The sequence below is a fragment of the Sphingobium limneticum genome (genome assembly GCF_008710155.1).
GTDB classification, from domain to species: domain Bacteria; phylum Pseudomonadota; class Alphaproteobacteria; order Sphingomonadales; family Sphingomonadaceae; genus Sphingobium; species Sphingobium limneticum.
This window is the reverse complement of the sequence record NZ_VYPZ01000003.1, coordinates 58,813-75,399: the sequence shown is the minus strand read 5'-3', so window position 1 is coordinate 75,399 and position 16,587 is coordinate 58,813. Positions and strand designations below refer to the sequence as shown.

General features: G+C 65.7%; 11 protein-coding genes. 9 read left to right on the top strand and 2 right to left on the bottom strand.

All coding sequences use genetic code 11. The features are described 5' to 3' along the window. Positions 1-9: 9 nt before the first annotated feature. Positions 10-1,158 (top strand): GGDEF domain-containing protein, encoded by a 1,149-nt coding sequence (locus F4U94_RS05035; RefSeq protein WP_120250120.1) that lies wholly within the window; start codon positions 10-12, stop codon positions 1,156-1,158. A 96-nt stretch (positions 1,159-1,254) separates the two neighbouring features. On the opposite strand, the gene F4U94_RS05030 is transcribed toward F4U94_RS05035, so the two are convergent. Both F4U94_RS05030 and F4U94_RS05025 read right to left on the bottom strand, forming a co-directional pair. Next, entirely contained in the window at positions 1,255-2,709 is a 1,455-nt protein-coding gene (locus F4U94_RS05030; RefSeq protein ID WP_120250121.1) for an AMP nucleosidase, read from the bottom strand. Between the two features lie 92 nt (positions 2,710-2,801). Further along, positions 2,802-3,284, bottom strand: a complete 483-nt coding sequence (locus F4U94_RS05025; protein WP_120250122.1) for a peroxiredoxin — start codon at positions 3,282-3,284, stop codon at positions 2,802-2,804. Positions 3,285-3,428: 144 nt separating this feature from the next. Between F4U94_RS05025 and F4U94_RS05020 the strand changes: the two genes are divergently transcribed. From F4U94_RS05020 to addA, 8 genes are all read left to right on the top strand, one after another. After that, a complete protein-coding gene (locus tag F4U94_RS05020) occupies positions 3,429-3,989 on the top strand; it encodes a YqgE/AlgH family protein (protein ID WP_120250123.1) in 561 nt (186 codons plus the stop codon). A 121-nt stretch (positions 3,990-4,110) separates the two neighbouring features. Beyond that, positions 4,111-5,529 carry an adenosylhomocysteinase gene (gene ahcY / locus F4U94_RS05015; protein WP_120250124.1) on the top strand — a complete coding sequence of 473 codons (1,419 nt, stop codon included), beginning with the start codon at positions 4,111-4,113 and terminating at the stop codon, positions 5,527-5,529. Between the two features lie 151 nt (positions 5,530-5,680). Next, positions 5,681-8,029: a sensor histidine kinase gene (locus F4U94_RS05010; RefSeq protein WP_120250125.1), complete on the top strand. Its 2,349-nt coding sequence runs from the start codon at positions 5,681-5,683 to the stop codon at positions 8,027-8,029. A 7-nt stretch (positions 8,030-8,036) separates the two neighbouring features. Further along, complete coding sequence (tsaE, locus tag F4U94_RS05005) at positions 8,037-8,480, top strand: tRNA (adenosine(37)-N6)-threonylcarbamoyltransferase complex ATPase subunit type 1 TsaE (RefSeq protein WP_425505060.1); 444 nt, start codon at positions 8,037-8,039, stop codon at positions 8,478-8,480. Then, the gene (locus F4U94_RS05000) at positions 8,477-9,463 is read left to right on the top strand and encodes an aminoglycoside phosphotransferase family protein (RefSeq protein ID WP_120250127.1); all 987 of its coding nucleotides are present in this window, start codon (positions 8,477-8,479) and stop codon (positions 9,461-9,463) included. The genes tsaE and F4U94_RS05000 overlap by 4 nt, the downstream gene beginning before the upstream one ends. Beyond that, positions 9,460-10,170 (top strand): nucleotidyltransferase family protein, encoded by a 711-nt coding sequence (locus tag F4U94_RS04995; RefSeq protein WP_120250128.1) that lies wholly within the window; start codon positions 9,460-9,462, stop codon positions 10,168-10,170. The genes F4U94_RS05000 and F4U94_RS04995 overlap by 4 nt, the downstream gene beginning before the upstream one ends. Next, positions 10,163-13,132 (top strand): double-strand break repair protein AddB, encoded by a 2,970-nt coding sequence (gene addB / locus F4U94_RS04990; protein ID WP_120250129.1) that lies wholly within the window; start codon positions 10,163-10,165, stop codon positions 13,130-13,132. Before F4U94_RS04995 ends, addB begins: the two co-directional genes overlap by 8 nt. Continuing rightward, on the top strand, positions 13,113-16,550 hold the full coding sequence (gene addA, locus F4U94_RS04985; RefSeq protein WP_150411855.1) for a double-strand break repair helicase AddA: 3,438 nt from the start codon (positions 13,113-13,115) through the stop codon (positions 16,548-16,550). Before addB ends, addA begins: the two co-directional genes overlap by 20 nt. Positions 16,551-16,587: the final 37 nt, after the last annotated feature.

Here is a 16,587-nt window from a genome sequence, read left to right as displayed (position 1 = left end):
GGCTGGCGCATGAACGCGCCAGCCATTCTTCTTGCCCTGCTCTTTGGTACGGCGACCGTCATGACGATCGCACTGGCTGTGGCCTGGTCCCATTTCGGGCGGCAGAAACATGTGCTGACTTGGACCGCATCCTATGCGGTGGGCACGTTGCAATGGATGGCCAATGCCGGCGGCTTCTTCCTGAAAAGCCCTTTCTGGTTCATTATTACTGGTATTGGCCTCATCATCAGTGGATCGCTGCTGGCGATCGGCGTGCGCCAACGATCGGGCAAGCCGTTGCGTCTGGCCGGCTTTGCCGTGCCGGCTGCGATCGTGATAGCGGCAATGGCTTTCGCCATCGGGCCGGTCGGCAGCCAGATCATGCAGGGCTTCATCATCCCGGCTTATGTCGGCGCTTTGCTGGCCGTGAGCGCCTTCTCGCTATGGCCCAAAGATCGGCGCTTTACGCCGCCCGAACTGGCTTTCTGCGCTGCGCTGCTGGCTTTCGTCGTCGTGCAGCTGGCGCTGGCGGGGTCGGCCACGCTGATCCGGGGGCCGGAGGCCGGCAAGGATATCTATCGGCTGATCTTCAGCATCTTCATGCCGACCATCTATGTGGCCACCGCCGTCACTGCCGTGCTGGTGGTGGCGGGCGACCTGGCGCTGCAATTGCGCACGCAGATGCGGCACGATCCGCTGACCCAGGTGCTCAATCGTCGGGGGCTGGACGAAGCAGCGGCCCAGGCGATCGCGCAGGCGCGGCGCCACAAGCGACCGCTGGCGCTGGTGGTGTGCGATCTGGATGGGTTCAAGGGGCTGAATGATGGCCATGGCCATATTGCCGGCGATCAGGCTCTGCGCGGCTTCGCTCGCCTGTTGGTAAGTGCGGTGCGGCGCGGTGACGTGGTCGGGCGCATGGGTGGCGACGAGTTCGGCCTGTTGCTGCTGGACAGCGCAGCCACCGCTGCGGCCGAAGTGATGGAGCGTGTGCGCGCCGAGGTTGCCCATCTGGCGCTGCCCGGCGTGCCTGTTACCGGGCTGCGCGCCAGTTTTGGCGTGGCCGAACTGGTGCCGACCGATCAGCAATTGGAAGACATGTTCGCCCGTGCCGATGCGGCCCTCTACACCGCCAAGAAGGACGGCAAGGACCGCATCGCCATCTGGAGCGAAGCTGCTTAGAGCCACCGATCCGATTGCATCGGATCAGCAGCTCTAAATTCTTGGTTAGCCGCGCTTTCTGAGTCGGCAGCCGATTTCGGCCGCCTGGAAAACGCTTTAACGAAAAGGCGGCTCGTTGAAGGCGCGCAGCTTGCGGCTGTGCAGCTTCGCCCCTTCTTCCCGCAGCAATTCGCAGGTCATGAGGCCCACGCGCAGATGGCTCGCGATGGCTTCTTCATAGAAGCGGTTCGCCTGACCGGGCAGCTTCAATTCGCCATGGATCGGCTTGTCCGACACGCAAAGTAGCGTGCCGTAAGGCACGCGGAAGCGATAGCCCTGCGCCGCGATGGTCGCCGACTCCATGTCGATGCCGACCGCGCGCGACAGGCTGAAGCGAAGGGCCGAACTGGAATAGCGCAATTCCCAATTGCGATCGTCGGTGGTGACGACCGTGCCGGTGCGCAGGCGGCGCTTGAAATCCTCCGGATCGCCCTTGCCCAGCACCGCTTCGGCGGCCTGTGCCATGGCGACCTGTACTTCGGCGATCGCGGGCACCGGGATTTCCGGCGGCAGCATTTCGTCCAGCACATGATCGTCGCGCAGATAGGCGTGCGCCAGTACATAGTCGCCGATCCGCTGGCTGGGGCGCAGGCCGCCGCAATGGCCGATCATCAGCCAGGCTTCGGGACGGACGACCGCCAGATGGTCGCAGATCGTCTTGGCATTGGACGGGCCGACGCCGATATTGACCAAGGTAATGCCGCTGCGGTCGGGCGCGATCAGATGATAGGCGGGCATCTGATGCCGGCGCCACGCGCTATCGGCGATCATGCGGGCAGGATCGGCGGTTTCTGGCGTGACGTATACGCCGCCGGCGCCGGACAAGGCAGTATAACGGCTGCCTTCGCGCTGTAGCTCGTCGCAGGCCCAGGCGACGAATTCATCGACATAGCGGTGATAGTTGGTGAACAATATGTAGCGCTGCACATGTTCGGCAGGGGTGCCGGTATAGTGCTTCAACCGCGCGAGGGAGAAGTCGGTGCGCAGCCCGTCGAACAGCGCCAGCGGACGGTCGCCATCGACGTCCGGCATGAACAGGCCGTCCGCGATCTCGTCACCGATCTCGGCCAATTCGGTGGCCGGGAAATAGCGGGCCAATTCGGTCGGCGGCGTGCCGTCCAGCGCGCTCATGTCCAAACCGTCGAGCACATAAGGGAAGGGGATTTGCTGATCGCTCAGCCCCGTTTCGACCTCTACGCCATAGTCGCGGACCAGCAGGTCGATCTGTTCGGCCAGATAGTCGGCGAACATCGCCGGGCGGGTGACGGTGGTGACATAGCGGCCCGGCTTCGACAGGCGCGCGAAGGAGCGGCCCGGTGGCGGCGCGTCACTGTCGCCATGATAGATGATCCGCAATTCGGGATAGCAATAGCGCCGGTCGGCCTTCGCCTCGAGCGGCGGAACGCTGCCGTCGCGGGCATAGGCCCGCATCGCTTCCCGCAGAGTTTCGATAGATGTCTGATAGATATGGTCGAGCTGTGCGACCGCCTTGCTGCCGATGCTTTGTGTCATCGCCTCCTGTTACCGTCTTTGCGTGACGGAAGGAAGACGTCGCGTGCAAATCGGGCGGCGGATTTCCGATCCGCCGCCCGATCCGTAAACAATCAGAGCTGTTCGAGCAGGTAATCGGCCGAGGAAACCTTGAAATCACCCGGCGCTTCTACGTTCAGTTCCTCAACCACACCGTCTTTGACGATCATCGAGAAACGCTGGCCGCGCGTGCCCAGGCCGAATTTGCTGCCGTCCATCGTCAGGCCCACCGCCTGCGCGAAATCGGCATTGCCGTCGGCCAGCATCGTAACCTTGCCATCGGCGCCGGCCGACTTGCCCCACGCGCCCATGACGAAGGCGTCGTTGACGGCGGTGCAAGCGATTTCGTCTACGCCCTTTGCCTTCAAGGCTTCGCTCTTGTCGATGAAGCCGGGCAGATGCTTGGCCGAGCAAGTCGGGGTGAAGGCGCCAGGCACCGAGAAGATCGCAACGGTCTTGCCCGCGAAATAGTCTTCGGACGGCACGGCTTCGGGGCCGTTTTCGGTCATCTTGGTGAAAGTGGTGCTGGGAAGGCGATCGCCCTTGGAAATGGTCATGGTCTTGTCTCCTGGCCTTGTGACGGGCGGGAGGTCGGCGCTGGGGGCTTTTCTGTCAAGGGATGCGCCCATGAATATGTCGTGCCGCCCCAATGCTGCGACGCGCGTCCTTGGCAAGCTCATGCGGCCCTCTATATTCGAAGCATGACTGAAACGCGCTTCTATGGCGGGCATTTCCTGCTCGCTCTGCCCGGCATGGCCGACACACGCTTCGACCATTCGGTGGTGGCGCTATGCGTGCATGACGAGAATGGCGCGCTGGGCATCGCCGTGGGCGAGGAGATGGAGGGCGTATCCTTCCGCGAACTGCTGGAAAGCTTCGATATCGACGGCAGCCAGGTGCCGGACGTGCCCGTGCTGCGCGGTGGCCCGGTCGAGCCACGTCGCGGATTCGTCCTCCATTCGCTCGATTGGGGCGGGCAGGACATGGTGCAGGTCGGCGACCGCTGGGGCTTGTCCGGTTCGCTCGACATATTGAAAGCCATTGCGGAGGGGCGGGGACCGAGCCGCTACCTGGTGGCGCTGGGCTATGCCGGCTGGGGGGCAGGGCAGCTGGAGCAGGAAATGACCGGGGAAAGCTGGTTCCTGGCCGATGGCGATCCCGACCTGCTGTTCGACATTCCCACCCGGCGCAAATGGGCCGCCGCCTACGCCGCCGCCGGGGTGGATGCCTCCCACCTCGTATCGGGCGCCGGTTCGGCATAAGCCACATAAAGAAATCTTTATATGAGTTGCCATGCGCGCTGGCCATTGGTAAGGCGCTTTCCATCGCCTCGCCCGGCATGACGCTGGCAAGGCCTAATCTTTAGCTGACGGAGATACGATCGTGGCCACTGCACCCGCCACCCAGGCGCAGGATTATGTGATCGCCGACATCGCCCTTGCCGCCTTTGGCCGCAAGGAAATCGAGATCGCGGAAACCGAAATGCCCGGCCTGATGGCCCTGCGCGCCGAATTCGGTGCGTCGCAGCCGCTCAAGGGCGCGCGCATCACCGGTTCGCTGCACATGACGATCCAGACCGCCGTGCTGATCGAAACGCTGACCGCGCTGGGCGCACAGGTCCGCTGGGCAACCTGCAACATTTATTCCACGCAGGATCATGCCGCCGCCGCGATCGCCGCGTCGGGCGTGCCGGTCTTCGCGATCAAGGGCGAAACCCTCCAGGAATATTGGGACTATGTCGAGCGCATCTTCGACTGGCACAATGACGACAGCGGCGTGTGCAACCTGATCCTGGACGATGGCGGTGACGCCACCATGTTCGCCCTGTGGGGGGCGCGCGTCGAGGCGGGCGAAGAGCTGTTCACGCCGTCGAACGAAGAAGAGGAAATCTTCGTCGCCGTGCTGAAGCGCGTGCTGAAGGAACGCCCCGGCTTCCTGACCAAGACCGTCCAGTCGATCAAGGGCGTGTCGGAAGAAACCACCACCGGCGTGCATCGCCTGTATGAACTGTCGAAGAAGGGCAAGCTGCCTTTCCCCGCGATCAACGTGAACGACAGCGTCACCAAGTCGAAGTTCGACAACCTCTATGGCTGCAAGGAATCGCTGGTCGACGCGATCCGTCGCGGCACCGACGTCATGCTGGCCGGCAAGGTCGCCTGCGTCGCCGGCTTCGGTGACGTCGGCAAGGGTTCGGCCGCGTCGCTGCGCAATGGCGGCGCCCGCGTGCTGGTAACCGAAGTCGATCCGATCTGCGCGTTGCAGGCCGCAATGGAAGGCTATGAAGTCGTGACGATGGAAGACGCCGCACCGCGCGCCGACATCTTCGTCACCGCGACCGGCAACGAAGGCGTCCTGACCGTCGATCATATGCGCGCGATGAAGAATATGGCGATCGTGTCGAACATCGGCCATTTCGACAGCGAAATCGAAATCGCTGGCCTGTCCAACATGAAGTGGACCGAAATCAAGCCGCAGGTCGACGAAGTCGAATTCCCCGATGGCAAGAAGATCATCGTCCTGTCGAAGGGCCGTCTGGTCAATCTGGGCAACGCGACGGGCCACCCCAGCTTCGTGATGTCGGCCAGCTTCACCAACCAGACGCTGGCGCAGATCGAACTGTGGACCAAGAGCGAAACCTACGGCAACGACGTCTATGTCCTGCCCAAGCATCTGGACGAAAAGGTCGCCGCGCTGCATCTGGAAAAGCTGGGCGTGAAGCTGACCCAGCTCAGCCAGCGTCAGGCCGACTATATCGGCGTGCCGGTGGAAGGCCCCTTCAAGCCGGACCATTATCGCTACTAAGCGAACGCTGTCAGGTAAAAGGAAATGGGGGAGGCGGCAACGCCTCCCTTTTTTCTTGTCCGCTTGACTTGGCCATGGCGCCGTTCTGGTTTAGGCCCGGTCGGCTTATGAACAGGGACAGGCAGGCTAGGGCGCGCAAGGGGCGGATGTCATGACGACATTGTCGCCCTATGCCGCGATCATCTTCGGCGTGGTGCTGGCCGGATGGCTGGGCGCGGCGGTCTGGGCGCTGCTCAGCGGACAGCGGATGCGCCGTGAAGGGACGCAGGCGCAGGGCAAGCTGGATCGGCTGACGACCTTGCTGGCGTCGGCCCCCGCCGCGCCGATCATCATCCATCCCGACGGCCGGCTGGAAGCGGCCGACCGCCTCGCCAAATGGCTGGGCAAGCCGCGTGTGCCGACCTTCGCCTCCGAACTGACCGCCCCCGATGGCGGGCTGGAGCCGGAAGATGCGATCGTGCTGGCGCAGGAGATCGCTTCGGCCCAGCGGGCGGGGAAGAGCTTCTCCCTCCCGGTGCGCGGCCATGGCTCGTCACGCCTGCTGTTGGTGCGCGGCGCCCCCGCCGGGCCGGGCATCGCGGCGAGCGGTGGCGTCATCCTGTGGATTTTCGACGCGACCGACAGCCAGGCCGAAATCCAGTCTCTGCGCGGCCATGTCGAGCAATTGCGCGACGCACTGGAGGCTTTGGCGGGACTGGTCGAGGCTGCGCCCTTCCCGATGTGGCATCGCACGCCGGACCTGCGCCTCAGCCTGGTCAACAGCGCCTATGTGCGCGCGGTCGATGCGTCGGGCGCGGCCGATGTCATCGCCCATGGCACCGAACTGGTCGAAACGGTGGCGGGCCTGACACCCGAGGCCGCCGCCGCCGATGCGATCGCCCGCGACGAGCCGATCGAGCGCATGGTGCCCGCCACGATCGACGGTGAACGGCGCACGATGCGAGTCGTGGACGTGCCGTTGGGGCCGGCCGGCGTGGCGGGCTATGCGGTCGACCAGCATGAACTGGAACAGGCGCGGACCGAGCATCGGCGACTGGAAACGGCGCAGCGCGACCTGCTCGATCGTCTGTCGGCCGGCGTGGCGCGCTTTGGTCCGGACCGGGCGCTGCGCTTCTGGAACCAGCCCTTCATCAGCCTGTTCGGCCTGCGCCAGGACGCGCTGACCGATGCGCCTTTGTTCGAGCGCGTGCTGGACCAGATGCGCGACGCGCGCCGTATTCCCGAACATCGCGATTTCCCGGCTTGGCGGACCGAAAGGCGGCAATGGTTCCTGTCGCCCAACCCGCTGGAGGAAAACTGGCTGTTGCAGGACGGCACGCATCTGCGCGTCTATGCGCAGCCGCTGCCCGATGGCGGCCTGTTGCTGATTTTCGAGGATCGCACCGAGCAGGTGCAATTGTCGAGCGCGCGCGACACGCTGCTCCGGGTGCGGACCGCGACGTTCGACAATCTGTTCGAATCGATCGGCGTCTTCTCGTCGGACGGCAAGTTGCAGATGTGGAACAGCCGGTTCCGCACCATCTGGGGCGCGAGCGAGGATCTGCTCGCCGGTCATCCGCGCATCGACGATCTGATGCGCGCGGTCCAATCAAAACTGGCCAAGCCGCAGCAGGCCAATCTGGTACGTGAACTTGTGCGCGCCGCCACGGTCGAGCGCAAACAGCGCATCGGTCATGTCGGTTTTGCCGATGGGCGCATCTTCGAATTCGCCGCCATTCCGTTGCCGGACGGCAACGCGCTTTTCACGATGCTGGACGTGACCGACAGCCGCCGCGTCGAGCAGGTGCTGCGCGACCGGAACGAGGCGCTGGAGCAGGCGGACAAGGTCAAGACCGCCTTCGTCACCAATATGAGCTATGAATTGCGCACCCCGCTGACCACCATTTCCGGTTTCGCCGAGATGATGAGCGCGGGCTATGCAGGCGAGTTGAGCGTGCCGGCACAGGGCTATGTCGATGGCATACTGCAAAGCACGGCGCGCCTGTCGATGCTGATCGACAATGTGCTGGACCTGACACAGGGGGAGGTCGGCACGCTGCCGATCGAACATGCGCGGGTCGATCTGGCCAAGGTGGTGCAGGACAGCGCCAGCCGGATGACGATGGACGCCACCGCCAAGGGCATAGAGATCGAGATCGCGTTGAAGGAGAGCCTGGGCGCGGTGCAGGGCGATGCGCGCCGGATAGGTCAGGCGATCGACCATCTGCTGGAAAATGCGATCCGCTATTGCGGCAAGGGTGCGCGCATCCTGCTGCATGGTGACGGCACAAGCGAAAAGGCGCGCATCGTCGTGTCAGACAATGGTCCCGGTATTGCCGCGCCGCAGCAGACCGCCATCTTCGATCCCGCTGCCCGCGCAGGGCAGGCGCGCAATGGTGGCAGGGCCGGTATCGGCCTCCCACTCGCGCGGCAACTGGCGGAGGCACATGACGGCACGTTGCAACTGGTGTCGGAAGCCGGGCAGGGCACCATGGTGGTGATCGAATTGCCCCGTGGCTGAGATAGTGATGGAGTTGAGCGGTGAGGCTGCGATGCTGGATCTGGGTCGGCGGATTGCGATCCATGCCCGGATCGGCGACGTCATCGCGTTGGAAGGCGGGCTTGGCGCGGGCAAGACGACGCTGGCGCGCGGCATATTGGAAGCCTTGGGTCTGGAGGGCGAAGCGCCCAGTCCCAGCTTCGCCATCGTCCAGCCCTATGACGTGCCGGACGTGCGCCTGCCGGTCGCGCATGTCGATCTCTATCGGCTGGATGCGCCGGAAGAGGCCGAGGAATTGGCGCTGGGCGACTATCTGATGGACAGTCTGCTCATCATCGAATGGCCCGACCGGCTGGGCGATGGGCTTTGGGGCCATGCCCTGCGCCTTAACATCGACTTTACGGAAGATAACGCGCGGCGCTTGACAGCGGACGTGCCGGACGCTTGGACGGATCGATGGTCACAGATATGATCCCCCCCGCCACCGCGCCCGCCTTCCTCGCCGACGCGGGATGGGATGGGGCCGCCATCGTCCCGCTCGCCGGCGACGCATCCTTCCGCCGCTATTTCCGCGTGCTGGACGGCGGCCGCCGCGCCGTGCTGATGGACGCGCCGCCGCCCCATGAAGATCCGCGCCCCTTCATCGCCATCGCCGAACATCTGCTGGCCGACGGTTTCGCCGCGCCGCGGATATTGGCGCGCGACCTGACGCAAGGGTTGGTGCTGATCGAGGATTTCGGCGACCTGCGCGTCAAGGAACATCTGGACGAGGCGCCTGACGCCGAACTGGCCGTCTATGCCCGCGCGATCGACCTGCTGGGTGACCTGCACACATTGCCCGCCGCCGATGTGCCGCCCTATGACCGGGCCGTCTATCAGCGCGAGGCCGGGCTGCTGACCGAATGGTATTGCCCGGCGATCGGCATTGACGTCGATGCAGACGGCTATGCCCGCGCCTGGGACGCGGTGCTGCCGATCGTGGAACAGTCGGCCAGCCCCACCGTGACGGTGCTGCGCGATTATCATGCCGAAAATATCATGTTGATCGACGGGCCGGCCTCCCATGGCCTGGGCCTGCTCGACTTCCAGGATGCGCTGGCCGGCCACCCGGCCTATGATCTGGTGTCGCTGTTGCAGGATGCCCGACGCGACGTGCCAATCGACGTCGAAGCCGCGATGCTCGCCCATTACAAGACTGTCGCCAATCCGCCGGCCGATTTCGACGCCGCCTATGCGGTGCTGGGTGCGCAGCGCAATGCCAAGATCATCGGCATTTTCACGCGCCTGTGGAAACGCGATGGCAAGCCGCGTTACCTGTCTTACCTGCCGCGTATGTGGAGCCTGCTGGAGCGCGACCTCCAGCATCCGGCCCTGGCGCCCGTCGCCAACTGGTTCGCCGCCAATATTCCCGCCGACAAGCGCCATGCTGCGCTCGAGGAGCATATTCCCGCATGATCGACACCGCCATGCTGATGGCCGCCGGGCTGGGCAAGCGCATGCGTCCGCTGACAGCGACCCGGCCCAAGCCGCTGGTCAAGGTCGCGGGCAAGCCGCTGATGGACCATGCGCTGGACCGGCTGGAGGCGGGCGGCATCAGGAAGGTAGTGGTGAACGTCCATTATCTGGCCGACACGGTCGAGGCGCATTTGAAAGCGCGCAAATGCGGGTTGGATTTCGCCGTGTCGGACGAGCGGGCCAAGCTGCTGGAAACCGGTGGCGGGCTGATCAAGGCAAAGCCGCTGCTGGGCGACGCGCCGTTCATCTGCGCCAATAGCGACAATTTGTGGATCGACGGGCCGCAGGAAACGCTGGGCATGATGCAGCGTATCTGGAACCCGGACAAGATGGACGCGCTGCTGCTGCTAGTGCCGCTGGCGCGGGCGAACTGTCACAAGGGGCCGGGCGATTTCCATATGGACCCGACCGGCCGGTTGACCCGGCGCAAGACCGCCCATGTCGCGCCGTTCGTCTTTACCGGCGTGCAGATCATGACGCCATCGCTGCTGATCGATCCGCCGGCGGATGTCTTTTCCACCAACATCTTCTGGAACCGCGCGATCGAGGCGGGCCGTCTTTACGGCGTGTCGCATCAGGGCCTTTGGTTCGATGTCGGCACGCCGCAGGCCATTCCCGTCGTGGAGTCGATGCTCGCTCATGGGTGAGCGCAGCCAACCCGCTTTGTTCACCATCCCCGCGCATCGCGCCTTTGCCGATGCGCTGGTAGCGGGCCTGCTGGCGCAGCATCGCGGCGATCCGATGGCGCTGGCGCAGGGCATGGTGCTGCTGCCCAACAACCGGGCGATCCGTGCCGTCAGCGACGCCTTCGTGCGCCAGTCAAACGGCGGTCTGCTGTTGCCGCGCCTAGTCGCGATCGGCGATCCGGAGCTTGGGGAACAGGTCGGCGGCGCGCTCGATCCACTGGGTGAGGAAGACGCGGTGCCGCCCGCGATCGCACCGATGCGCCGGCAGATGATCCTGGCGCGGATGGTACAGGCGGCCAAGCCAGACATCGATGCGGGCCAGGCATTGCTGCTGGGGCAGGCGTTGGGCGCCGTGCTGGATCAGATGCAGGTGGAGCGAGTGCCGCTGAGCGCGCTGCACAAGCTGCAACTGTCCGACGAACTGTCGAAACATTGGCAGACGTCGTTGACCATGTTCGAAATTTTGATCGCGCAGTGGCCGATGGAACTGGCCCGGACCGGTTGCATCGACTTGGCCGATCGCCGGAACCGGCTGTTCGATCGGCTGACGGTGCGCTGGGGTGCGCATCCGCCTGCCGGCTTCGTGGCGGCGGCGGGCATCGCCTCCACCGCGCCCGCTGTCGCTGCATTGCTCCGCCGGATCGGCATGATGGCGAACGGCATGGTCGTGTTCGCCGGCCTCGACCAGCATATGGATGAGGAAGCATGGCAGGCTATCGGTCCGTTCGACGCCGATCCCGTCACCGGTCGCGCGCCGTCCGGCCATGAAAGCCATCCCCAATATGCGCTGAAGCGCCTGCTCGACGCCATGAGCGCAACGCGCGAGGATGTCGCCAACTGGCGCTGGGGCAGCGAGCATGATGCCCGTGCGGTGCGCAGCCGCAATATCTCCAACGCGATGCTCCCACCCCGGCTGACCAGTCGGTGGCGCGACCTGAAGACCGCCGACCGATCTCTGAGCGGCGTGGAAGCACTGGAAGTCGCGACACCGGGCGAGGAGGCGCAGGCGATCGCCATCGCCCTGCGCGAGGCTCTGGAAACGCCCGAACGCACTGCTGCGCTGGTGACGCCCGACCGGCAACTGGCGACGCGCGTGTCCGCTCATCTGCGCCGCTGGGGCATAGCGGCCGACGATTCCGCCGGTCAGCCTCTCTCGCGCCTGCTCCCCGGTACACTGCTGATCACCATGGCGGAGGCGGTCGCGGAACGCTTCGCGCCGGTGCCGCTGCTGACGCTACTGAAACATCCGCTGGTCATGCGTGGCGAAGGACGGCTTGGCTGGCTGGAAGGCGTACGCGCGCTCGACCTGCTGCTGCGCGGACCGCGGCCGCAGGCAGGGCTGCACGGCATCGACCTGCTGCTGCTCCCACGCCCGGACGACCGCCAGCGGGTGCTGCGCGAGGCGGTACGGGAGTGGTGGCCGCAGGCCCGCGCCCTGCTGGAGCCGTTGGAAAGCGGCTTTGACCGGGCCATCGACCTTGGCGAGCAACTGGCGGCCTTGCGCGAGCAGGCCGGGGCATTGTCAGGCGATGCCGTCTGGTCCGGCCATCAGGGTCACGCCGCCGCCGACCTGTTCGCCGAAATGGAGGCTGCCGCGCCCGAAGGCCCGCGCCAGGCCGATCCGCGCGCCTTGCCAGTGCTGCTGGACCATATGCTGGGCGGCGTATCGGTGCGCCCGCCACAGGGCGGCCATCCGCGCATCAGCATATTGGGCCTGATCGAAGCGCAGTTGATGCAGGCCGACCTCATGATCCTGGGCGGCCTGAACGAAGGCACATGGCCGGGCCTGCCGTCGCCCGACCCATGGCTGGCGCCGCGCATTCGGCGCGAACTGGGGTTGCCGGGGCTGGAAATGCGGATCGGCCTTGCCGCGCATGATTTCGCCAGCGCACTCGGCGCGCCGCATGTCCTTATCACCCGCGCGCGGCGGGGGAGCGGCGGGCCGGCGGTTGCTTCACGCTTCTGGTTGCGCCTGAAGGCCATGGCCGGACCGCAATGGAAATCGGCGCAGCGCTACGCGATGCTGGCGCAGGCGATGGATGCGCCCGGCGCGCATCGCCCTGCCGAACGCCCAGCGCCTGCACCGCCCTCTTCCGTGCGACCGAACCTCATTCCGGTCACCGATGTCGATCGGCTGAAGGCTGACCCGTTCGCCTTCTACGCCAAGCGGGTGTTGCGCCTGGCCCGGCTTGATCCGGTCGATGCCGATGCCGGTCCGGCCTGGCGTGGCACGGCGGTCCACGACATTCTCCAGCGCTGGGCGGAAGCCGGAACGCTGGACCCCGCCGATCTGGAAGAGCGCGCACGCGCCATGTTCGACCAGCCGGACGTCCACCCGCTGCTCAAGGCCCTGTGGCAGCCCCGGTTGATCGAAGCGATCCGCTGGATCGCGGCCGAAGTGGTGAAGGACAAGGCGGAAGGCCGCACCATCCTGGCGGTCGAGCGGGAAGGGCGAGCCGACATTGCCGGCGTGACGCTGATGGGCAAGGCCGACCGGATCGATCGCCTCGCCGATGGGCGCATCGGCATCATCGATTACAAGACCGGCAAGCCGCCCAGCGCGCGGCAGGTGAAGGCCGGCTTTTCCCTGCAATTGGGGTTGCTGGGCATCATCGCCGAGATGGGCGGATTCGATGGGTTGGGATCGCAACCCAAGGCCGGCGATTTCGAATATTGGTCGCTGGCCAAGAAGGGCGACCAGTTCGGCTATCGCGAACGTCCGGTCGATCCGCTGGGCAAGCGTGACAAGATCGTCACCGACCAGTTCACCGCCCACGCCCATGAGCATTTCGAGGAACTGGCCAACGCCTTCCTGCTGGGCACCGCGCCTTTCCGGGCGGAGATCAACCCCGAAGTCGCCAATTATGGCGATTATGACCAGCTGATGCGGCTGGAGGAATGGTATGGCCGCGACGATGGCTAAGACGCGCGCGCTTCAGAAATTGCTGGGCGATCAGGCGCGGGCCGCCGCGCCCGACGCGCATGTGTGGCTGTCGGCATCGGCCGGCACGGGCAAGACCCATGTGCTGACCGCCCGCGTCTTCCGCCTGCTACTGCAAGGCGTGAGGCCGGAAAATATCCTGTGCCTGACCTTCACCAAGGCGGGCGCCGCGGAAATGGCGGACCGCATCCATGACCGACTGGCGGCATGGGTGCAGATGGATGGCCCCGCGCTGGCGGGTGACCTGATCGCACTGGGTGAAGATCATGGGCCGGAGCAGCAGGAACAGGCCCGGCGCCTCTTCGCCGAAGTGCTGGAATCCACCGGCGGCGGCCTCCGCATCCAGACCATTCACGGCTTTTGCCAGCAATTGCTGACCGCTTTTCCGCTGGAAGCCGAACTGACGCCGGGCTTTCGCCCGCTCGACCAGCGCGAACAGTCCGGGTTGGCCCGGCAGACGCTGGCGGACATGGTGGTGCAGGCGCATGATCTGGGCGATGATGCGCTGATCGGCGCGTTGCAGGCGATCAGCCTGCGGCTGGGCGAGGGCGGCGCGGAACAGTTTCTGCTGCGCTGCGCGGCCAAGGGCGATGCGCTGGACGAACTGCCCGACGCGATCGGGCCATGGCTGGCGGCCGAACTGGAATTGCCCGATGGCGATATCGATCAATGGCTTGGCGACCAATGTTCCGATGCGATGTTCGATGTGCGGACGCTGGACGGGATCGTGCGGGCCAATGTGAATTGGGGCAAGGGACGCGGGCTGGAGCGGTGCGATCGCATCGCGGCCTGGCGGGCGCTGGACCCGGCGGGTCGGGCTGCGACGCTCATCGACCTGCACCGCGCCTGGGCCAAGGCGGACGGCGACCTGATCGATGCCAAGGGGTGGGTGCCACCGGTCGACGGCTATATCGAGATGGCGGCGCGGCTGCATGAGCGCAGCGGCGCGCTGATCGCGATGAAGCTGCGCGCCGACTATGCCGCCTTGTTGGCGCAGGCATTGCATGCCGGTCGCGCCTATGCCCGTGCCTACACGCAGGGCAAGCGACTGGCGGGCGCGGTCGATTTCGACGATCTGATCGCGCGCACCGCATCGCTGCTGGAACAGCCGGGCATTGCGGAATGGATACGCTATAAACTGGACCAGCGGATCGACCATATCTTGGTGGACGAAGCGCAGGACACCAATGCCGCGCAATGGCGGATCGTCCGCACCCTTGCCGAAGAGTTTTTCGCAACCGAATGGGAGCCGGGGGAGAAGGTCCGCACCATCTTCACCGTGGGCGATTTCAAACAGGCAATCTTCGGTTTTCAGGGCACCAGCCCGGCCAATTTCGAAGCCGCCCGCCTGCTGTTCAACCGGGATGCAGACCAGTCGGGGCATGAATTTTTCAACCTCTCGCTGGACCAAAGTTTCCGATCGACGCCCGCCGTGCTGGACGTGGTGGATCGCACCATCGCCACGCTAACTGCCCAGAAGCTGGGCATGGCGCCGAGCGAGGTCCGCCACATCAGCGCCAACCGTCATCCCGGCGAAGTGCAACTCTGGAAGCCCGTCGTCGCTGGCCTGTCCGAGGATGCGGAGGGTGAAGAAGATTGGGCCGCCGATCAGGAACGAACGTTGGCGACCAAGATCGCCCGCCAGATCCGCCAATGGATCGACGACGGGCTGATGCTGGAAAGCCGGGGTCGGCCGGTTCGCGCGGGCGACATCATGATCCTGGTGCGGCGGCGTAGCGAGCTGGCACGCCTGATCGTCGCGCGTCTCTATGAGGAGAAGGTCGCCGTCGCAGGCATCGACCGGTTGCGGCTGAACAGCCCGTTGGCGGTGCGCGACCTGCTGGCGGCGCTGCGCTTTGCGGTGCAGCCGGAGGATGAACTGAACCTCGCCGCACTGCTGGTGTCGCCACTGATCGGCTGGACCCAGGACGAGTTGATGACGCGCCTGATCGGCCGCAAGGGCGGACTGTGGCGGCATTTGCGAGAGACGCGGGACGAGGTTCTGCTGCAACCGCTGCGCGACCTGTTGGCGATGGCGGATTTCTCGACCCCCTATCGCTATCTGGAGGCGATCCTGTCCGGGCCGATGAACGGCCGCCGTCGCCTGATCCAGCGGCTAGGAACCGAAGCGGCCGACCCGATCGAGGAATTGCTGAACGCCGCGCTCGCCTTCGAAAGCGACGACCACCCATCGCTTCAGCGGTTCATCGACTGGTTCGACCGGGGCGAGGTGGACATCGTTCGCGATGCGGCGGCGCAGGGGGACATGCTACGCCTGCTGACCGTCCATGGTGCCAAGGGGTTGCAGGCACCGATCGTGATCCTGGCCGACGCCTGCCTGGACCCGGACGCCGGCAACCGCGCGGACTCGCTGGTGTGGAACGGCCTGCCGATCCTGGCCCCGCGCAAGCCCGAGCGGCAGGGGCCGATCGGCGACGTCGCCGAAGCCGCCGCGCAGGTGGAGCGGGAGGAGCATTGGCGCCTGCTTTATGTCGCGCTGACCCGTGCGGAAGAGCGGCTGATCGTCGCTGGATCGCTCGGCCCCCGTGCCAAGGGGGAGGTGAAGCCGGAAAGCTGGTACGCAGCGGTCGAGGGCGCGATGATCTCGCTCGGCGCGCAATGGGATGCCGACCCGCTCTGGGGCGCGACCCGACGCTGGCGTGGCACGGAAGTGCTGCCGCCCAAGGCTCCGGAGGCTGAAAGCGCGATCGAAGCGGTCACGCTGGATCAGCCGACTTGGCTGCGTCAGCCCGCCCCGGCCGAATCGCGGCCACCCCGGCCGCTCGCGCCGTCAGCTCCGGTCGAGGACGACGTGCCCTATCCGCCGCCGACCCTCGCGATGCGCGCAGCGGCGGAGCGGGGCCGCTGGCTCCATGCCTTGTTCGAACGGTTGCCTGACATTGCATCTGATCGTCGGCGCGACGCAGCGGATCGCTGGCTGATGCAGCTGGGCGTCACCGACGCGGCGCAGCGGCATGACGTCATCGACCAGGCACTCCGCGTGATCGAAGCGCCGGACTTTGCTGCGCTGTTCGGGCCGGATGCGCTGGCCGAAGCGCCGATCGCTGCCGTGGTGGGCGAAGCGGTCATCGCCGGCACGGTCGACCGGCTGTGCATCGGTCCCGATCGCATCCAGATCGCCGATTTCAAGACCGGCCGGGTCGCGCCGCTGACGCTGGCGGACGTCCCGATCCCGCACATCCGGCAAATGGCCGCCTATGTCGCGGCGCTGGAGGTGATCTTTCCCGATCGCACGATCGAGGCTGGACTGCTCTACACCAGCGCGCCCCGGCTGATCGTCATACCACCCGCAGCGCTGGCGGCGCACAAGCCGGGCCTCGCGCCGCTCGCGGCGCACAAGCCCGACTATGTGCCCGCGCAGGAGAATTTGCCGCTCTGACCCGTTGAGCCGGATGCGCGCTCACCCTAGATAGGCT